The sequence below is a fragment of the Serratia sp. SSNIH1 genome (assembly GCF_002935055.1).
GTDB classification, from domain to species: domain Bacteria; phylum Pseudomonadota; class Gammaproteobacteria; order Enterobacterales; family Enterobacteriaceae; genus Serratia; species Serratia nevei.
In genome coordinates, this window is record NZ_CP026383.1 from 123,607 (window position 1) to 143,282 (window position 19,676).

The following is a 19,676-nucleotide window of genomic DNA, read 5'->3' on the forward strand; positions in this document are numbered from 1 at the left end:
TTAAATTTCCTGATTCTCTAAAGATGACAGCCCAAGAGCGGGCAACAAATCGGCGAAGCGCTCCAACACCCGATCGGGGTGGCTCAGGGCTATCGATTCACCGTAGTTATAACCGTAGGTAAAGCCGACGCTTGGGCAACCGGCGCCCTGCGCGGCTTGAATATCGTTGCGTGAATCGCCGACGAACAGCAGTTCATGCGCGCGCAGCCCAAGCTTGCCGAGCACCAGATACAACGGCGCCGGGTGCGGTTTCTTTTCCGTCACGTCGTCGCCGCCGATCACCAGCGAGAAATAGTCGCCAATGCCCAGCGCCGCCAGCAGCGGCGCCACGAACGGCGTCGGTTTGTTGGTCACCAGCGCCATCGGGTAGCCGTGCGCGGCCAGCCGGGCCAGCGTCTCTTGCACCTGCGGGAACAGGCGACTACCGCTGTCAACGGTCTGCGCATAGAAATGGTCGAAGCGTTCACGCAGCCGGCCGCACTGCTCCGGCGTGCCTTCCGCTTCCGCCCAGCGCAGCGCGCGCTGCACCAACACGTCGGCGCCGTTGCCGATCCAGGTGCCAACCCGTTCTTCACCCGCTTGCGGCAGGCCCGTCTCTTCCAGCGCCATATCGATGGCGGCCGCCAGGCCCGGCGCGCTGTCGACCAGCGTGCCGTCCAGATCGAAGGCCAATGCGCGGATCGCGCCGAAATCAGCCATGGGAAACCTTCGCCAACTCGCTGCGCATCTCGTCGATCACCTTACGGTAGTCCGGCTGGCCAAAGATGGCGGAACCGGCGACGAACATATCGGCGCCCGCAGCGGCGATTTCGGCGATGTTATCCACCTTCACCCCGCCGTCGACTTCCAGGCGGATGTCGCGACCGCTGTCGTCGATCAGCTTGCGCACCTGGCGCAGCTTGTCCAGGGTGCCGTGGATGAACGACTGGCCGCCGAAGCCTGGGTTAACCGACATCAGCAGGATCACGTCGATTTTATCCATCACATAATCGAGGTAGCTCAGCGGCGTGGCCGGGTTGAACACCAGGCCGGCTTTACAGCCGTGCTCTTTGATCAGCTGAATGGTGCGGTCGACATGCTCGGAAGCTTCGGGGTGGAAAGAGATATAAGACGCGCCGGCCTTGGCGAAATCAGGCACGATGCGGTCCACCGGTTTGACCATCAGGTGCACGTCAATCGGCGCGGTAATGCCGTAGTTGCGCAGCGCTTCGCACACCATCGGACCGATGGTCAGATTGGGCACGTAGTGGTTGTCCATCACGTCGAAGTGCACCACGTCGCCGCCTGCGGCCAGCACGTTGGCGGTATCTTCACCTAACCGGGCAAAATCTGCCGACAGAATGGACGGGGCAATCAAAAACTTTTTCATCCGCTTCTCCAAACGTAGGGTCGAGTTGTTATGCGCCGGGGTGCCCCCGGCTTAGCGATACAGCGCCAAAAGCTCGTTCACTTTGCTGCGGCCGAGAATATTGCGGCTGATCGTGCGGCGCGCTTTCACCACATACAGCGCAGCATTCTGGTACCAGTCGCGCGTCAGCTCGGTATCGTGATTGGAGATCAATACCGGTACCCGGCTCTCTACCGAGAGCTGATGCGCCAATTGCGCCAGGCTCTGCTGATCGGCGATGCTGAAGCTGTTGGTATGGTAAGCGGTGAAATTCGCCGTCGCCGACAGCGGCGCATAAGGCGGATCGCAATACACCACGGCGCCGGCCACGGCCTTCGCCATGGTATCGCGGTAATGCTCACAGACAAAAGTGGCATTGCGCGATTTTTCGGCAAACCAGTAGAGCTCTTCTTCCGGGAAGTACGGTTTCTTGTAGCGGCCGAACGGTACGTTGAACTCGCCGCGCAGGTTATAGCGGCACAGGCCGTTATAGCAGTGGCGGTTCAGGTACAGGAACAGCAGCGCCCGGCGGTAAGGCTCGGTGCTAGTATTGAACTCTTCTCGCAGCAGGTAAAACTGATCCGAGTTATTGAATTCATCGGCGAAAAGCGTGCGGGCATCGCGCACGAAGTCATCCGTGCGCAGCTTAACGATGTTATACAGGTTGATAAGATCGCTATTGATGTCGGCGAGAATGTAGGCGTCGTAATCCGTATTCAGGAAGACGGATCCCGCACCCACGAAGGGCTCGATTAAGCAGTCTCCCGCCGGCAGATGGCGACGAATCTCGTCTACCAGCGGGTATTTTCCACCAGCCCATTTTAAAAAAGCGCGGTTTTTCTTCATGCCGTCAATTAGCTACTTATACAATTCAGAGCGGCGGATTGTACTCTGTTTCAGACAGCACATCAGCGCACAAATTTAAATGATTTATTTTTTAAGATCTTGCTGTACCTGATGTACAGGTCGGACCCATGGTTTTTTCGCCTGTACATCCGCCGGCAACGAAGCAATGGCGCGTTTCGCTTCCGCGGAAGACGCGTAGTTGCCGCTTACCAGCACATACCACGGTTTGCCGTCACGCTTGGTGGCGTACACGAGGTAGTTCTGCAGCTTCTGCTGTTTGGCGTAGGCGTTCAGCGTATCGGAACGCGAAGCGCTGCTCAGCTGCAGCGTGTAATGGCTGCCCGGTGCAGACTGCAGCGAACTGCCGCTGCTGCTGACCGCTCCCGCTTTCGCGGTGGAAGACGGCTTGGCCGGCGGCGTATACACCGTAGTCGGTGATTTATGCTGCGTCGCGGTCGGTTTGGTGGCGGCAGTTTTCGCCGGCGTTTTATGCTGTTGCTGCGCGGTACCTTGCACAGGGCGAGTCGCCTCGCGCGCTGCGGCGCCGCTCATCACCGTCGCCGGTGCGGTCGGCAGCGTCGAGGCTGCGCCGGTCATGCCCTGGGTCGCGGCATCCACTTGCCCCTGCTGCTGCGACAGCGCATCCGCCATGTTGCCCGGCAGATCGACGCGCTGCTGCGCACCGCCCTGCTGAGGCTGAGTTTGCGCTTCGGTCGGCGTGCCTGAGATCGGCGGAACGCTGACGTTCTGCGGTTGCTGCGGCTGAGTCGCACTCACGCCGTTGTTGTCGTGGGTATCCGTCGTGCCGCCCGGCACGCCGTTATTGGCGGTGGTCAGCGACGAAGAACCGGACAGGTTGATATCGCGAGCCGCGCCGTTTTGTGCGCCGCTATCCTGAGCCACCTCATGCTTGGTCGGCGCCTTCAAGGCGGAACCGATACCGATAATCAGCAGCAACAGCACCAAAATGCCGATGCCGATCATCAAATGCTGGCGCGAAACGGCGAAGCGCGGCGCGGCGGCCGGCTTGCGCGAACGCGTAGGACGACGATCGCTGCTATCAGGTCTGAGATCGTCTTCCGGTTTAAACTCGTCCATCTGAAACCCTCCAACTAGAGGCAAAAGCCCACCACCGTAGACCTACCGTGGCACGGGCAGATTAACCCGATGATGGCAAAGCGACACCCGTCGTGCTCTGCTCACTGTATTAATATAGATGCAAATGGCGGCTAAGCCACTGTTACTTGGTCCGATTTAATTACGCTGCTGCTCAGGCAGGCAGGCGGCGATCGACGCCAACACCAGTTCATGCCCTACGCCACCGCGCACTTCCGCCGCACCGATCGCGGTCGGCAGCACCAGACGCAGTTCACCCGCCAGCACTTTCTTGTCGCGCAGCATGTGCGGCAGATAGGACTCCGGCGTCATTTCCTGCGGCCCGCAAACCGGCAACCCGGCGCGCAGCAGCAGCGTTTTGATGCGTTCGATATCTTCAACGGAGAACTGGCCAAGACGGTGCGCGGTTTCCGCCGCCATCACCATGCCTGCAGCCACCGCTTCGCCGTGCAGCCATACGCCGTAGCCCATTTCGGCTTCGATGGCGTGGCCGTAAGTATGGCCCAGATTCAGCAAGGCGCGCAGGCCGCTTTCGCGTTCGTCGGCAGCCACGACCTCGGCCTTCAGCTCGCAGCAGCGGCGGATACAGTAGGCCAACGCCTGCATATCCAACGCCATCAGCGCATCGATGTTGTTTTCCAGCCAGACGAAGAACTCGCGATCGAGGATGATCCCGTATTTGATGACTTCAGCCAGGCCGGAAGAGAGTTCACGCGTCGGCAACGTTTTCAGGCAATCCAGATCAACCACCACCGAAGCGGGTTGATAGAAAGCGCCGATCATGTTTTTGCCGAGCGGGTGGTTGACGGCGGTCTTGCCGCCCACGGAAGAATCCACCTGCGACAACAGCGTGGTGGGAACCTGAATGAAACGCACGCCGCGTTGATAGCACGCGGCGGCAAAGCCGGTCAGATCGCCGACAACGCCGCCACCGAGCGCGATCAGCGTCGTGTCGCGCCCGTGCGGTTTTTCCAGCAGCGCCGAAAACACCTGATCCAACACCGCCAGAGATTTGTACTGCTCACCATCGGGAAGGATCACCTGATCCACCACGACGCCGCCCCGCTCCAGCACCTGCCGGACGCGCTCCAGATAGAGCGGCGCCAGGGTCTGGTTGGTGACCAACATCGCTTGCTCACCCGCCTTCAACGGCATAAAAGAAGCCGGATCGTTAAACAATCCGGCGGCGATGGTAATCGGGTAGCTGCGCTCCCCAAGCGTTACAGTAATTCTCTCCATGTCGCGCTCAGTTCTCTGTATGGTGCGGCGGTGGTTGATCCCCGCAGCGGCGGGGAACACAAATCAGTTTTCCGCATTGGCCGACGGCGAACGCGAAAATCGGCAATCAGTTGCTTTCCAGCATGTTGATGATCTGGTTAGCAACCACTTTAGCGCTCTGATCGTCGGTGCGGATGGTGACATCGGCAATCTCTTCATACAACGGATTGCGCTCTTTCGCCAAGGCTTCCAGCACTTCACGCGGCGGAGAATCGACCTGCAGCAGCGGGCGTTTTTTATCACGCTGGGTACGAGCCAGCTGCTTCTCGATCGTGGTTTCCAGATAGACCACCACACCGCGCGCGGACAGACGGTTGCGCGTTTCGCGCGACTTCACCGAACCGCCGCCGGTCGCCAACACAATCCCTTGTTTTTCCGTCAGTTCATTAATGACTTTTTCTTCACGATCGCGGAAACCTTCTTCCCCTTCCACGTCGAATACCCAGCCCACGTCAGCTCCGGTACGTCGCTCAATTTCTTGATCGGAGTCGAAGAACTCCATATTGAGTTGCTGAGCTAACTGACGGCCAATAGTGCTTTTGCCGGCACCCATAGGCCCAACCAGAAAGATATTGCGTTTCTCTGCCATGTTTTTCGGTATTACTAAGACAATTCGTTAATGTTAACCCGCCCCGCCAATCAAATCAGCGGCGGGACCTAAACTGAAACCTCATGAGCGATAGTGCGAGATCAGACGAAAAATTATCTCAACACTCTTGGTAGTTTGGCAACCGAATAAATCGCAATCCACGCCGCGGGAGGGAAACCATATGTTTTTAACGGCGTCTTGACGCTAACAAAAAACCTCGGTGCTCAATTCGGTAACCCTTGTAAGCTAAATCGGCCGCAGCGTCAAACGCAGATCCCCCCAAGGAGATAAAAAAGTGTATCTGCTCATCAACTTTAGGAGATTTGCCGTCCGCCTGACAGGTAGCCGCTTATCCTTTAATCAGGGTCGGCGTAATGAAGATCACCAGCTCGCGTTTTTTCTGTTGTGCGCCGCTTTGTCGGAACAAGCCTCCCAATAACGGCGCGTCCGCCAATCCCGGCACCTTGTCCGCCGTCTTGCCGCTATGCCGTTGAAAAATACCGCCGAGCACCAGGGTTTCACCGTTTTTCACCGTGATCTGCGTTTTAATCTCCTGTTTATCGATGGTCAGCGCTTCCCCCGCGCCTCGGCTGATGGCGCGCCCCGGCATATTTTGGCTGATGTGCAAGGTCAGCGTGATGCGCCCGTCCGGCAACACTTTCGGCGTCACCTCCATGCCCAGCACCGCCTCTTTGAACTCGATGGCGGTCGCACCACTGGCGCCGCTTGACACTTCGTAAGGGATCTCGGTTCCCTGCTTGATGCTGGCGGTTTGCAGGTGCGCCGTCAGCAGGCGCGGGCTGGCGATGATCTCCACCTGATTCTCCTGTTCCAGCGCCGTCAGCTCGAGGCTCAGCAAACGCCCGCTGATGCGTGCCAGGTGGAAACCGACGTTCACCGCGCTGCGCTCCAGCGGCAGGTTGACGCCGAGATTACCCGGCCGCAGTGGCTGCGCTGGCCTGTCGTCGGGCGCCAATCCCCAACGCACGCCGAGTTCGCGCAGGCTTTCGCTGTTGATGGTCACGATATGCGCAGCCAGCTGAACCTGTGCCAGCGGCGCGTCCATTTCCGTTACCCGCTTTTTCAACTGCGCCAGGATCGGCGCGGTGTCGCGCAGCAGCAGCGTATTGGTGCGCTTATCCGCCAGCACGCTGCCCCGCTCGCTGAGCAAGGCGCCGCGTTGGGCATTGAGGCTTTCGGCAATCTCCGCCGCATCGCCGTTCTGTAACGTCAGGCTCAGGCTGTGCAGCGGTTGCCGCTGCGCCAGCGCCTCTCGCTGCTGCCTTTTTTCCTGCGCGTCCGGCTCCGGCGCAATCAGCATCACGTTACCCTCACGCGTCATCGCCAGTTTGCCCATGCGCAGGGTCAGCGCCAGCGCCTGAGGCCAGGGCACATTCTCCAGCCGCAGCGTCAGGTTGCCGCTCACGCCGGGCGCGGCGATCAGGTTCATCTGCCGATAATCCGCCAGCGCCTGCAGGATGACCGTGACCGGCGCATCCTGAAACTCCAGCGAAATAACCTGTTTATCCTGCGCCTGTGCGGCGCCGAGCGTCAGACACCACAGCGCCACGCCCAGTCCAGCGCGTCCCTTCATGGCTTACCATCCTTGTTGTCCATTATCAGCGAGATGTCGCCCTGGCTCGCCGGGCAATCCGGTTCGGCCGCCAGCGCCGTTAACGTCAGGCTGCGCGCCTGCACCTGCGTCACCTGCCAGCGCTCGGCCAGCACCCGCTGCCGCGGCCGCAGGCGCAACCATTGTCCCGCCGGCGTCACCACCCAGCCATAGCGCAACGTCGGTTGCCCGATGACGCCTTTCAGTCGCCAGCCCGCCGGCGATGCCGCCGTTTGGGCACAAGCAGGCAGCGGAGGCGGCGCAAACGGGTCGCGCGGCTCAGCGCATAGGGCCCAGGGCCATAGCAGCCACCACCACCCACGGCCGGGTCTTTTACTCATCGGGCTGATCCTCGGTGGCATCCTGCAAAACCAACCGCGCCGTCATGCCAAGGGGCGGCGTCTCCACGCTCAGCTGCTCGAGGCGTAAATCGGCGGGCAGCGCCTCCAGCAGCACCAGCAAGCCGGTGTAATCAATGCGCAAGCTCAGCGTTTGCCGCGGCGGTTTTTCCTGCCGCTGCCAGCGCAGCAAAGCGCCCCCCGCCCGTTGCAGCACGCTCGCCAAATCGCCGGTGGTGGTCGGCGCAAGCGCCGCCGCCGGGATAACGGTTTGCGGCGTATCTTCCAACTGGCTCTGCACCATAGCGATCTGTTGCAGCAGGCGCTGTTGCCGCTCCGCCGCGTTTTCCCGCTGACGCCATTCGTCTTGCAGCAGCCAACCGCCGCCCAACAGCGCCAGCGTGCCGATGCCCACCCCTTGCGACAGCAGCAATAGCCAGCCCGGCAAGCTCAGCCAGAGGCGCAGCCCGGATGACAAACGGCTATCCATCACGCCCCCACTGCGCCGCCAGATGAAAGGAGTACAGGCCATCTTCGCGTTGTGCCACCTCAGCCAAATGCAGCCGTGGCAACGCAGGTATCCCCGCCAGCCGCCGTTCGAACTGCGTGATGGCCGCAGGAGAGCGGCTCAATCCACGCAGCCGTAGGCCGTTCGCCGCATTGCTGTCCAACGCCGTAAGCCACAGCGGCGGAGGAATGCTGGAGGACAATTGCTGCAGCAGCTGCAAATAACGCCGGTTATGTTGGGCGTTATTTGCCTGCCGTTCGGCGCGGGCACTGTGCATCGCTTGCTGCGCCCGCTCTTGTTGCTGCTGGCGGGCAAACGACGTCAATGCCGCCAGCTCCTCACCCAACATCGCCAGCCGCGCCTGCCGCTGCGCCTGTTGGTGACGCAGCTGGCCGGCGACCAGGAACAGTGCCAGCAGCAGCGCCATTACCTGCAACAACAGCACGCCCAGCCAGAAATAGGCGCGTCGCCGATCGCGGCGCTGGCGCCAGGGCAGAAAGTTGACCTGATACATCAACGATCCTCCTCGCGCAGCGCCAGACCACCGGCCAACGCGAACGCCGAGGGATGGACAGGCAACGGCGGACGCAGCTGCGTGAAGGCGCTGAGCGGCGACCAGGCAAGGCAACCGGCAGGCAGGGCTCCCACCAGCACGCTGCCGGCATAGACAGGCCGATCGTCGCCCGCCGGCGTCTGGGCTTGCAGCGCCCGCAGCGCCTGAGCACCATCGTCGCCCGGCACCAGACCAAAGGCGAAGGCGCCATCGGCCGGCGCCACCCACAGCCATTCTCGATCGAGGCGATGCATCAGCCCCGCGGCGGGCGGCACGCCCGCCGCCGTCGCCATCACCCGCAGCGCGCAGGGAGTGATATCGACCGCTTGCGGGTGCAGGCCAGCCTGACGCAAACAATGCAGCCACTGCTGCAGCTCCTGCCGCCGTGCGGCGGTCAACAGCAGCGTCGCCTCATCCGCCGGGGCTGCACGATAGTCGAGCGCCAGCGTCTGGCCGTCGAGCGGAAACTGCTTCAAACCGTGGCCGCCGATATAGTCGCTGCGTTCCGGCTCACGCAGCCGCGCGTCAGGCCGCGCCATACGCTGCTGCAACACGCGCTGCGCCGGCAGGGCAATGCGTAAGGAAATATGTCGCGGCAGCTGGACGCGCCATTGCCGCAGCGCCCGGATCAGGAATTCGGAAGGTTCCAGGCAGCCGTCGCGTAAAACTGCCTGCGGCAGCGCCTGCTGCCACCAGTGGCGCAACTGCCAGCCGTTGCGGCGGCGTTGGGCCGCCACCGCCCGCACGCAGTCGATTTGTATATCCAGCCCCACCTGCCATGCTTGAGGGAACATGTTTCGCAAGCCTCCATAACATCAGATGATAAAAGAACATATCCATGTCGCAGGCTTGCCTTTATACTACCGCGCGGTTGTTTATAAACTGCCCAAATGACTTAGAAATGGGAAATCTCAGGTGAAGTTCGTAAAGTATTTACTAATCCTTGCAGTATGTTGCATCGTGCTGGGAGCAGCCTCGATTTTCGGCTTGTACAAATATGTCGAGCCGCAGCTGCCCGACGTCGCAACGCTGAAAGACGTGCGGCTGCAAATACCGATGCAGGTTTACAGCGCCGATGGCGAACTGATCGCCCAATATGGCGAGAAGCGCCGCATTCCGCTGAAGCTGGATCAAATTCCGCCGGTGATGGTGCACGCATTCATCGCCACCGAAGACAGCCGCTTCTACGATCACCACGGCGTCGATCCGGTCGGCATCTTCCGCGCCGCCTCCATCGCGCTGGTCTCCGGCCACGCTTCGCAGGGGGCCAGTACCATTACCCAACAGCTGGCGCGTAACTTCTTCTTAAGCCCGGAACGCACCCTGATGCGTAAAATCAAGGAAGCCTTCCTGGCGGTGCGCATCGAGCAGATGCTCACCAAGGATGAAATCCTTGAGCTGTATCTGAACAAGATCTATCTGGGTTACCGCGCCTACGGCGTGGGTGCCGCCGCTCAGGTCTATTTCGGCAAAGACGTCAGCCAGCTGACCCTGAGCGAAATGGCGACCATCGCCGGCCTGCCGAAAGCGCCGTCCACCTTCAACCCGCTCTATTCGCACGATCGCGCCGTTGCCCGTCGCAACGTGGTGCTGTCGCGCATGCTGGACGAACACTACATCACGCAGGCGCAGTACGATCAGGCGCGCGCCGAAGATCTGGTCGCCAACTACCATGCGCCGGAAATCAGCTTCTCCGCGCCGTATCTCTCCGAGATGGTGCGTCAGGAGATGATCAAGCGCTACGGTGAAAATGCCTATACCGACGGTTACAAGGTTTACACCACCGTCACCAAACGGCTGCAGCTGGCGGCGCAAGAGTCGGTACGCAACAACGTGCTGGCCTATGACATGCGCCACGGCTACCGCGGCCCGTCCAACGTGTTGTGGAAAGTCGGCGAAGCGGCCTGGGATCGCAAACAGATTGTCGATTCGCTGAAAAATCTGCCGAACTATGGCCCGCTGGCGCCGGCGGTGATCACCGCCGCCAACCCGCAGGAAGCGACGGCGATGCTGGCCGACGGCAGCAGCATTGCCCTGCCGATGGCGACCATGCGCTGGGCGCGCCCATACCGTTCAGACACGCAGCAAGGCCCAACGCCGAAACGCGTCACCGACGTGGTGCAGGCCGGCCAGCAGGTGTGGGTGCGTAAAGTGAACGAGGCCTGGTGGCTGTCGCAGGTCCCGGACGTCAACTCGGCGCTGGTCTCGATCAACCCGAACGACGGCGCGGTGAAAGCGCTGGTCGGCGGTTTCGATTTCAACCAGAGCAAGTTCAACCGCGTCACGCAGGCTCTGCGCCAGGTGGGGTCAAACATCAAACCGTTCCTGTACACCGCCGCGATGGATAAAGGCCTGACGCTGGCCACCATTCTGAACGACTTGCCGATTACCCGCTGGGATGCCGGCGCCGGCACCGACTGGCGGCCGAAGAACTCGCCGCCGACCTATGACGGCCCGATTCGCCTGCGGCAGGGGCTGGGGCAATCGAAGAACGTGGTGATGGTGCGCGCGATGCGTGCGATGGGCGTCGACTACGCGGCGGAATATCTGCAGCGCTTCGGCTTCCCGGCGCAAAACATCGTGCATACTGAATCGCTGGCGCTGGGCTCTGCCTCCTTCACCCCGATGCAGCTGGTACGCGGCTACGCGGTGCTGGCGAACGGCGGTTACCTGGTTGACCCGTACTTCATCACCAAAATTGAAGACGACAACGGCAATACGGTGTTCGAAGCCAAACCGAAAGTGGTGTGCAGCAGCTGCAACCTGCCGGTGATCTACGGCGATACCCACCGTTCGGCGGTGCTGTCCGACGACAACATCGAAAACGTCGCCACCTCGCAGGAAGGCAGCAACAGCACGGTGCCGATGCCGCAGCTGGAGCAGGTTACCCCGGCTCAGGTGCAGCAGGACGGCGACCAACAGTATGCGCCGCACGTAATCAGCACGCCGCTGGCCTTCCTGATCCACGACGCGCTGAACAGCAACATCTTCGGTGAACCGGGTTGGATGGGCACGGCCTGGCGCGCCGGGCGCGATCTGAAACGTCATGATATCGGTGGCAAAACCGGTACCACCAACAGTTCCAAAGACGCCTGGTTCTCCGGCTATGGCCCGGATACCGTAACGTCGGTATGGATCGGTTTCGACGATCATCGCCGCGACCTGGGCCGTTCGACGGTATCCGGCGCCATCCCGGATCAGATTTCCGGCGGTGAAGGCGGAGCCAAGAGCGCCCAGCCGGCGTGGGACGACTTCATGAAGACCGCGCTGGAAGGCATCCCGGAGCAGAAAGTCACGCCGCCACCGGGCATCATCAGCGTCACCATCGACAAGAGCAGCGGCAAGCTCTCTGGCGGTGGCGGCGGTAGCCGTTCCGAGTACTTCATCGAAGGAACTCAGCCGACGGACTACCCATCGCGCGATACCGGCACCACGTTGACCGATCCGGGCGGTGAAAGCCACGAGCTGTTCTGATCGAAAAGGGCCAGAGAAATCTGGCCCTTTTTTTGTTTGGCGCGAAGCGTATCAGCGCGAAGCGCGCAAAAATGCCTCTGAGAGGAACAGCGCGCTGACGTTGCGCGCCTCACGAAAATCCGGTTCCGCCAGCAGCGCCATCATGTCGGCGATCGGCCAACGCACCTGCGGCAGGGGCTCCGGCTCATCCCCTTCCAGGCTCTGCGGATAGAGATCGTGCGCCAGCACGATATTCATTTTGCTGGAAAAGTAAGAGGGCGCCATCGTCAGCTTGCTGAGAAAATCGAAGCGCTTCGCGCCGTATCCCACCTCTTCCATCAGCTCGCGGTTGGCAGCCTCCAGCACCCCCTCACCGGGATCGATCAGCCCTTTCGGGAACCCCAGCTCATAGGATTCGGTGCCTACCGCATATTCGCGGATCAGCAGCAGGTCATCGCCAATCACCGGCACGATCATCACCGCTTCGCGATCCGAAGGCCGCATGCGCTCATACACCCGCCGCACACCGTTGCTGAATTCCAAATCGACCGACTCGACGTTGAACAAACGCGAACGCGCGACGGTTTCCACTTTCAGAATTTTAGGTTTTTGCAGGTGTTTATCCATGATTGCCTCAAAGAGGTTACCCAGGCGCGGACAGGGCAACCGAAATAATGATTGGCGTAACGCACGGCTCGTTGGCGCTCAAACGCTGACCAAATTCGATCCTGATCACATTGTGCGTTAAGGGTAAGCTCCGCCGCAACGAGCATGAGCAGTAATTTACTTTCTTTTAACAAGCGTAGCCAGCGGCGGGCGATTTTCCGTACTGATTCAGCAAACAGCACACATGAAAATAGGATAATACCGATATCGACGGCAGAGGCCGGTTGCTAGTATCACGCAGGCAAGAATCAGTGATAAAATGGCCTTGCGTCATGAAGGAATGAGATCCAGAGCGAGAATCTGTTTGTTCCCTCATTAGTTCTGGGTGCCTCCTGGCGGTTTACTCCGTATAATATTCACCTTTTCATCAGGTTGGCGAAATTCACGGGTGTGAGATGGGGATTGCATGAGCACAATAGTGTTGATATTGGCCTTAGTGCTTGTCTGCCTGATTGCCGCCGGCCTGTACCTGTGGTTCAAGGCGCGCAACCCGTCGGCTCTGGCGCACGCGCTGCCGTTTATCAAACCTGCCCACCGCAAGCTGACCGACGAAGAGCGTGCTGCGGTCGAGTTCTATCTCAATCAGCAAAACAAGCTGAGCAACAAGCTGTTGCCCGGCGGCGGCGCTACCTTGCCCGCAGCCAAACTGGCGCTCACCCCGCAAAGCGATAACGTTTATCCCGTCACGCACGCCATCACCCGCTATGGGCTGGCCAGCGACGATCCCAATAAATGGCGCTATTATCTCGATGCCGAAGAGGTGCACCTGCCGCCGTTTTGGGAACCCTATATCACCGCCGACAACCATGTGGAAGTGATCCGTACCCAGACGCTGCCGCTGGTGATTTCGCTCAACGGGCACTCGCTGAAAGATCATATTCACGACCGGCCGCAACCGCCGGTGGTGAGCGCCGCGCCGACCAAAAACGCCTCTATCCGCAAGGAAGAGAGCGAGCATGTCGAGCTGATCAATATTCGCAAGGAAACGCCGGAAGAGCATGCGCTGAACCGGCCGAACGGCATCCGTGAAGCCGTCATCATCTCCGCCGCGCTGCTGCTGCTGTTCTTCAGCCTGATAAGCCCGGTGCTGGTGATCCCCTGGATGATTTTCGTGGCGGTGCTGATGATCGCCTGGGGATGCTGGAACCTGTTCCGCCGTCCGGCGTCACGCGAGCTGAAAGAGATCCACTGTCTGCGCGGTACGCCGAAGCGCTGGGGCCTGTTCGGCGAATCCGGCCAGGGGCAGATCAGCAACATTTCACTCGGCATCATCGATCTTATCTACCCGCCGCATTGGCAGCCTTACCTGACGCAGGACCTGGGCAAGACCACCGATGTGGACGTCTATCTCAATCGGCAGGTGGTGCGTCAGGGGCGCTTCCTCTCGCTGCATGACGAAGTGAAAAACTTCCCGCTGCAGCAGTGGGGCCGCAACGCGGTGCTGGTCGCCAGCTCGGCGCTGGTGCTGCTGTTGCTGCTGATCTATATCCCGCTCAACCTGCCGCTGACCCTCAGCATGGCCTGGCTGCAGGGTGCGCAAAAAGTGGAAGTGACCAGCGTTCAGGCGCTGGAAGCCACGCCGCTGCGCATCGGCGACACGCTGAAAGTGCGCGGCAGCGGCATGTGCTATGTGCCCCCGCCGGCCAATGGGGGCAGCGCCGTCAATTTTGCGCCGTTCGACTGCTCCGGCATCTACTGGAACAACGCCGCCCCACTGCCGCAGCCGGAATCGGAAGTCATTGACAAAGCGACGGCCCTGCTGGCCACGGTCAACAGCCAGCTGCATCCGAGCGGCGCCGATCAGAAGGTCAACCCGCAGTTGGCCAGCGCCATCGAGAAATCCGGCATGATCCTGTTGGACGACTTCTCTGATATCGTTTTGAAAACACAGAATTTGTGCCAGGCAGAAAGCGACTGCGTGCGGTTGAAGAACGCCCTGGTCAACCTGGGCAACGCCAAAAACTGGAGCGGCCTGGTGAAACGCGCCAGGTCCGGCGCGCTGCAAGGCGTCAACGTCCTGCTGCGCCCGGTGAGCGCCGAGTCGCTGGAAAGCCTGACCAAAGTGGCCACATCGTCGTTCATCTTCAATGAAACGCGTTTGGCCGCCGCAGCGCTCAACAGCCCGCCGCCGGGCGGTTTCCTGATCAGCAGCGACGAAGGCCGCCAGCTGGTCAGCCATCCGCAGCCGTCGGCACCGCAGAGCGAATACAACGCCCTCGACCAGTGGAATGAGTTGCAGCGCCTTTCCACTCTGCTGCTGCACACCCCCTTCCAGGCACAGGGCGTGATCACCAGCCTCAGCGTCGACGCCAACGGCACCCGTCATGTGGCGCTGCACAGCGAACCGGACATGATCACCCTATGGCGCTACCTCGGTACCAGTCTGCTGTTGCTGGCGGTCGTCATCAGCCTGGGCTATAACGCCTGGCGGCTGGTGCAACGTCGTCGCATCAATCAGCACCGCGTCGCCGATATCCAGCGTTACTACGACAGCTGCTTCAATCCGCAGCTCAATCCGATGTCGATGCGGCCGATGGCCTGAACCTGACGCCGGGGCCTCCGCCCTGTCATCTGCTTATGCTACGCTAACGCTATTATTCTCATCTGCGGACCGCCCGTCGGTCCGCCCGTGGAGTTTTTATGGTTCCCGAGTTTGATTGGCCGCAGATCGATACCGTGCTGCTGGATATGGACGGCACCTTGCTGGATCTGGAGTTCGACAGCCACTTTTGGCTCAGCCTGGTGCCGCAGGCGCTGAGCGAAAGGCGCGCCATTCCTTTCGACGAAGCCCGCCATATCATTGAGCGGGAGTATCAGGCGGTGCAGCACACCATGAACTGGTATTGCTTCGATTACTGGAGCGAGCGGTTGGATCTGGATATTTACCGCATGACCAGCGAAGTCGGCAGCCGCGCCCGGCTGCGCGAAGACACCGAGCCGTTTTTACGGGCGCTGCGCGACGCCGGTCTGCAAACCATTTTGCTGACCAACGCCCATCCGCACAGCCTGGCGGTGAAAATCGAGCATACCGGCCTCGATCGGCACCTTGATTTATTGTTTTCCACCCACACATTTGGTTATCCGAAAGAAGATCAGCGTCTGTGGCAAGCGGTGCAACAGCACACCGGATTCAATCCGCAGCGCACGCTGTTCGTCGACGACGGCGAGCCGATCCTCGACGCGGCGCGCACTTTCGGCATTCGTTACTGCCTGGGCGTGCAAAACCCAGACTCCAGTACGGCGGAGAAAAGCTTCCAGCGCCATCCGTCGATGCGTGACTATCGCCTGCTGATACCGGCGCTGGCCAAGGGGGAAGCATGAAGGAAAAAGCGACGCGCGACGACGCGGTACGGCTGGATAAGTGGCTCTGGGCCGCACGCTTCTATAAGACCCGCGCGCTGGCACGCGAAATGATCGACGGCGGCAAGGTGCATTACAACGGCCAGCGCGGTAAGCCGAGCAAGATTGTCGAACTCAACGCCGAGCTCAAGCTGCGGCAGGGCAACGAAGAACGTACGGTGATCGTGCTGGCGCTGACCAGCCAACGCCGCGGCGCCGGCGAGGCGCAGCAAATGTATCAGGAAACCGAAGCCAGCATCGCCAACCGCGAAAAGATGGCGCTGGCGCGCAAGATGAACGCGTTGACCATGCCGCATCCGGACCGTCGTCCGGACAAAAAGGAGCGGCGCGACCTGATGAAATTTAAATTTGGTGAGCCGGAATAACCCCTCACCGCAATGAGAGAAGATTATGTCCAACCATGACCAATTGCACCGTTACCTGTTTGAAAACTACGCGGTGCGCGGCGAGCTGGTTACCGTCAGCGAAACCTATCAGCAGATCCTGAACAACCACGACTACCCGGCGCCGGTGCAAAAGCTGCTGGGCGAACTGCTGGTCGCCACCAGTCTGCTGACCGCGACCCTGAAGTTCGACGGCGACATCACCGTGCAGCTGCAAGGCGACGGCCCGCTGAAGCTGGCGGTGATCAACGGCAACAACCGTCAGGAGATGCGCGGCGTTGCGCGCACCCAGGCGCCTATCGCCGACGACAGCACCTTGCATCAGATGATCGGCAACGGCGTCATGGTCATCACCATTTCGCCGACGGAAGGCGAGCGCTATCAGGGCGTGGTCGGTCTGGAAGGTGAAACCCTGGCTGAATGCCTGGAAGCCTACTTCCGCCAGTCCGAGCAGCTGCCAACCCGCCTGTTCATCCGCACCGGCGAAGCGGAAGGCAACGCCGCGGCGGCCGGTATGCTGCTGCAGGTGCTGCCGGCGCAGGACGGCAACCTCGATGATTTCGATCATCTGGTGCAACTGACCAACACGGTAAAAAGCGAAGAGCTGTTCGGCCTGCCGGCCAACGAAGTGTTGTACCGCCTGTATCACCAGGAAGAGGTCACCCTGTACGAACCGCAGGACGTGCAGTTCCGTTGCACCTGTTCGCGCCAGCGTTGCGCCGACGCGCTGCTGACCCTGCCGACCGACGAAGTGGCGGACATGCTGGAGCAGGACGGCAATATCGACATGCACTGCGACTACTGTGGCAGCCACTATGTCTTTGACCCGGTTGATGTTGCCGCTTTGTATGCGGGTAACACCGGCGAAAGCGACCAGTTGCACTAAGTCACCCCCCTCGGTGGGCGCGCCCGGCGCCCGCCAACGCCCGCCGTTTGCACGTTTGCTTTTTTCCGTGTGCTATCTCTCAGATCGTAACGAAATACCGCCTAAAACGTTAAATATTTGATACCCATCGCGGTTACGCACCGTTAGATCCCTACAATTGCCGCCAGAAATTCTGTGACCAAGGAGTAGTAACATGCGCGTTAAAGGTATAACCCCTCAGGATCTGGCCGCTTACGGCATTCACGACGTTAGCGAAATCGTTCACAACCCGAGCTATGAACTGCTGTTTAAGGAAGAAACAGACCCATCTCTGGAAGGTTTTGAGCGTGGGGTAGTCACCAAGCTGGGTGCCGTCTCCGTCGATACCGGCATCTTCACCGGCCGCTCGCCGAAAGACAAATACATCGTCCGCGACGACATCACCCGCGATACCGTGTGGTGGGCCGATCAGGGCAAAGGCAAAAACGACAACAAACCCCTCAGCCCGGAAGTGTGGGCCGATCTGAAACACCTGGTCACCGAACAACTGTCCGGCAAACGCCTGTTCGTGGTGGATACCTTCTGCGGCGCCAACGCCGACTCGCGCCTGAAAGTGCGCTTCATCACCGAGGTGGCCTGGCAGGCGCACTTCGTGAAAAACATGTTCATCCGCCCGAGCGACGCAGAGCTGGCTGACTTCGAGCCGGATTTCGTGGTGATGAACGGCGCCAAATGCACCAACCCGAACTGGCAGCAGCAAGGCCTGAACTCGGAGAACTTCGTCGCCTTCAACCTGACCGAGCGCATGCAGCTGATCGGCGGCACCTGGTACGGCGGCGAAATGAAGAAAGGCATGTTCTCGATGATGAACTACCTGCTGCCGCTGAAAGGCATCGCCTCGATGCACTGCTCGGCCAACGTGGGCGAGAAAGGCGACGTGGCGGTGTTCTTCGGCCTGTCCGGTACCGGCAAGACCACCCTCTCCACCGATCCTAAGCGTCAGCTGATCGGCGATGACGAGCACGGCTGGGACGACGACGGCGTGTTCAACTTCGAAGGCGGCTGCTACGCCAAGACCATCAAGCTGTCTGAAGAAGCCGAGCCGGACATCTACCACGCCATCAAACGCGACGCGCTGCTGGAAAACGTCACCGTGCTGGCCGACGGCAGCATCGACTTCAACGACGGTTCGAAAACCGAGAACACCCGCGTTTCTTATCCGATCTATCATATCCAGAACATCGTCAAGCCGGTGTCCAAGGCGGGTCACGCCACCAAGGTGATCTTCCTGACCGCCGATGCCTTCGGCGTGCTGCCGCCGGTATCGCGTCTGACCGCCAACCAGACTCAGTACCACTTCCTGTCCGGCTTCACCGCCAAGCTGGCCGGCACCGAGCGCGGCGTAACCGAACCGACGCCAACCTTCTCCGCCTGCTTCGGCGCCGCATTCCTGTCGCTGCACCCGACGCAGTACGCCGAAGTGCTGGTGAAACGCATGCAGGCCGCCGGCGCCCAGGCTTACCTGGTCAACACCGGCTGGAACGGTACCGGCAAGCGCATCTCGATCAAAGATACGCGCGGCATCATTGACGCCATCCTGAGCGGTGAAATCGACAAGGCGGAAACCGTCACCCTGCCGATCTTCGATCTGGCGATGCCGACCGCGCTGCCGGGCGTGAACCCAGAGATCCTCGATCCGCGCAATACCTACGCCAGCCTCGAGCAGTGGCAGGAAAAAGCGCAGGATCTGGCCGAGCGCTTCATCACCAACTTCGACAAATACACCGACACGCCTGCGGGCGCCGCGCTGGTCAGCGCCGGCCCTAAGCTGTAATTCGGTAGCGTTACCTCTTCAGCTAAGGCGCGGATCCCGCGCCTTTTTTTATTTTCAGCGATTGCTTTTTAACCAGTAAGGCGAGAAAATAAGTCAATGCAATCATTGATAGCAAAGGAGGTTTCAATGGCTACTATCACCGTCAGAAATCTGGACGACGAAATCAAAGAGCTGCTGCGTATTTCAGCGGCGAAAAACGGCCATTCCATGGAAGAGGAAGCGCGCATGATCCTGAAACAGGCGCTGGTGAAAAAGCCGCCGCGCTATGGATTGGGTACCTGGATGCATCAGCACTTCGCCGAGTTCGGCGGCGTCGAGCTGGAGATCCCACCGCGTGACGCCGTGCCACCACGCATCGTCACCTTTGATGATGAAGATGACAACGCATGATTATTCTCGACACCAACGTCATTTCGGAGACGCTGCGCCCCAGTCCGTACTACAACGTCATTAACTGGTTAAATGAAAAGGACAATGACGAGCTCTATCTGAGCGCCATTGTCCTGGCCGAACTGTTCAGCGGCGTCGCCTGCATGCCTGACGGCAAGCGCCAGCGGGATCTCAAGCTCAAATTGGCGGACGCGATTGAATTGAAGTTCGAGGGGCAGATATTGCCGTTTGATGGGCTGTGCGCGATGCAATACGCGGAATTGACGGCAAGGAATCGGCTTCTGGGTAAAGCGATGAGCATGCCGGATACCCAAATCGCCGCCACCTGCCTGTATTACGGTGCCGTCCTGGCCACCCGCAACACCAAAGACTTCCTCCACTGCGGCATCGAGTTAATCGATCCGTGGCAGGCGCCGACCGGCCGTCGGTTGCATGAGGATGCGGCGGAATACTACGTGATGAGCAGGAAGTCCTGACGGGGCCGCAGCAACGCGGCCC

20 protein-coding genes are annotated in these 19,676 nt (G+C 60.3%); 8 read left to right on the forward strand and 12 right to left on the reverse strand.

Annotated features, from left to right (window positions below):
• The 11 genes from C3F38_RS00650 to pilM form a co-directional block, all read right to left on the reverse strand.
• Window positions 1-699, reverse strand: a complete 699-nt coding sequence (locus C3F38_RS00650) for a phosphoglycolate phosphatase (protein ID WP_047729689.1) — start codon at window positions 697-699, stop codon at window positions 1-3.
• The gene (gene rpe / locus C3F38_RS00655) at window positions 692-1,369 is read right to left on the reverse strand and encodes a ribulose-phosphate 3-epimerase (protein ID WP_019456160.1); all 678 of its coding nucleotides are present in this window, start codon (window positions 1,367-1,369) and stop codon (window positions 692-694) included. The genes C3F38_RS00650 and rpe overlap by 8 nt, the downstream gene beginning before the upstream one ends.
• Window positions 1,370-1,420: 51 nt before the next feature.
• Window positions 1,421-2,233 carry an adenine-specific DNA-methyltransferase gene (gene dam / locus C3F38_RS00660; protein ID WP_038878140.1) on the reverse strand — a complete coding sequence of 271 codons (813 nt, stop codon included), beginning with the start codon at window positions 2,231-2,233 and terminating at the stop codon, window positions 1,421-1,423.
• A gap of 84 nt (window positions 2,234-2,317) precedes the next feature.
• A complete protein-coding gene (locus tag C3F38_RS00665) occupies window positions 2,318-3,331 on the reverse strand; it encodes an SPOR domain-containing protein (protein ID WP_055312771.1) in 1,014 nt (337 codons plus the stop codon).
• A gap of 156 nt (window positions 3,332-3,487) precedes the next feature.
• Window positions 3,488-4,588 carry a 3-dehydroquinate synthase gene (aroB, locus tag C3F38_RS00670; protein WP_038878145.1) on the reverse strand — a complete coding sequence of 367 codons (1,101 nt, stop codon included), beginning with the start codon at window positions 4,586-4,588 and terminating at the stop codon, window positions 3,488-3,490.
• 106 nt (window positions 4,589-4,694) lie between these two features.
• On the reverse strand, window positions 4,695-5,216 hold the full coding sequence (gene aroK, locus C3F38_RS00675; RefSeq protein WP_004391482.1) for a shikimate kinase AroK: 522 nt from the start codon (window positions 5,214-5,216) through the stop codon (window positions 4,695-4,697).
• 349 nt (window positions 5,217-5,565) lie between these two features.
• On the reverse strand, window positions 5,566-6,810 hold the full coding sequence (gene hofQ / locus C3F38_RS00680) for a DNA uptake porin HofQ (protein ID WP_049193826.1): 1,245 nt from the start codon (window positions 6,808-6,810) through the stop codon (window positions 5,566-5,568).
• The gene (locus C3F38_RS00685; protein WP_103767469.1) at window positions 6,807-7,169 is read right to left on the reverse strand and encodes a HofP DNA utilization family protein; all 363 of its coding nucleotides are present in this window, start codon (window positions 7,167-7,169) and stop codon (window positions 6,807-6,809) included. Before C3F38_RS00685 ends, hofQ begins: the two co-directional genes overlap by 4 nt.
• Complete coding sequence (locus tag C3F38_RS00690; protein WP_055316960.1) at window positions 7,162-7,656, reverse strand: hypothetical protein; 495 nt, start codon at window positions 7,654-7,656, stop codon at window positions 7,162-7,164. Before C3F38_RS00690 ends, C3F38_RS00685 begins: the two co-directional genes overlap by 8 nt.
• Window positions 7,649-8,188 (reverse strand): PilN domain-containing protein, encoded by a 540-nt coding sequence (locus tag C3F38_RS00695; RefSeq protein WP_038878152.1) that lies wholly within the window; start codon window positions 8,186-8,188, stop codon window positions 7,649-7,651. The genes C3F38_RS00690 and C3F38_RS00695 overlap by 8 nt, the downstream gene beginning before the upstream one ends.
• Entirely contained in the window at window positions 8,188-9,021 is an 834-nt protein-coding gene (pilM, locus tag C3F38_RS00700; protein ID WP_055316958.1) for a type IV pilus biogenesis protein PilM, read from the reverse strand. The genes C3F38_RS00695 and pilM overlap by 1 nt, the downstream gene beginning before the upstream one ends.
• A gap of 121 nt (window positions 9,022-9,142) precedes the next feature.
• Between pilM and mrcA the strand changes: the two genes are divergently transcribed.
• A complete protein-coding gene (gene mrcA, locus C3F38_RS00705) occupies window positions 9,143-11,701 on the forward strand; it encodes a peptidoglycan glycosyltransferase/peptidoglycan DD-transpeptidase MrcA (RefSeq protein WP_047729686.1) in 2,559 nt (852 codons plus the stop codon).
• A 51-nt stretch (window positions 11,702-11,752) separates the two neighbouring features.
• Here mrcA and nudE read toward each other — a convergent pair whose 3' ends face one another.
• Entirely contained in the window at window positions 11,753-12,307 is a 555-nt protein-coding gene (gene nudE, locus C3F38_RS00710) for an ADP compounds hydrolase NudE (RefSeq protein WP_038878156.1), read from the reverse strand.
• 445 nt (window positions 12,308-12,752) lie between these two features.
• Between nudE and C3F38_RS00715 the strand changes: the two genes are divergently transcribed.
• From C3F38_RS00715 to C3F38_RS00745, 7 genes are all read left to right on the forward strand, one after another.
• Window positions 12,753-14,888: an intracellular growth attenuator family protein gene (locus C3F38_RS00715; RefSeq protein ID WP_047729685.1), complete on the forward strand. Its 2,136-nt coding sequence runs from the start codon at window positions 12,753-12,755 to the stop codon at window positions 14,886-14,888.
• A gap of 98 nt (window positions 14,889-14,986) precedes the next feature.
• Window positions 14,987-15,667, forward strand: coding sequence for a GMP/IMP nucleotidase (gene yrfG, locus C3F38_RS00720; protein WP_025304546.1), 681 nt, complete (start codon window positions 14,987-14,989; stop codon window positions 15,665-15,667).
• On the forward strand, window positions 15,664-16,071 hold the full coding sequence (gene hslR, locus C3F38_RS00725; protein ID WP_015379306.1) for a ribosome-associated heat shock protein Hsp15: 408 nt from the start codon (window positions 15,664-15,666) through the stop codon (window positions 16,069-16,071). Before yrfG ends, hslR begins: the two co-directional genes overlap by 4 nt.
• 25 nt (window positions 16,072-16,096) lie before the next feature.
• Complete coding sequence (gene hslO / locus C3F38_RS00730) at window positions 16,097-16,975, forward strand: Hsp33 family molecular chaperone HslO (RefSeq protein WP_015379307.1); 879 nt, start codon at window positions 16,097-16,099, stop codon at window positions 16,973-16,975.
• Between the two features lie 193 nt (window positions 16,976-17,168).
• Window positions 17,169-18,788 carry a phosphoenolpyruvate carboxykinase (ATP) gene (pckA, locus tag C3F38_RS00735; protein ID WP_047729684.1) on the forward strand — a complete coding sequence of 540 codons (1,620 nt, stop codon included), beginning with the start codon at window positions 17,169-17,171 and terminating at the stop codon, window positions 18,786-18,788.
• Window positions 18,789-18,914: 126 nt separating this feature from the next.
• Window positions 18,915-19,178: a plasmid stability protein gene (locus C3F38_RS00740; protein ID WP_004930730.1), complete on the forward strand. Its 264-nt coding sequence runs from the start codon at window positions 18,915-18,917 to the stop codon at window positions 19,176-19,178.
• The gene (locus C3F38_RS00745) at window positions 19,175-19,654 is read left to right on the forward strand and encodes a type II toxin-antitoxin system VapC family toxin (RefSeq protein WP_038878166.1); all 480 of its coding nucleotides are present in this window, start codon (window positions 19,175-19,177) and stop codon (window positions 19,652-19,654) included. The genes C3F38_RS00740 and C3F38_RS00745 overlap by 4 nt, the downstream gene beginning before the upstream one ends.
• Window positions 19,655-19,676: the final 22 nt, after the last annotated feature.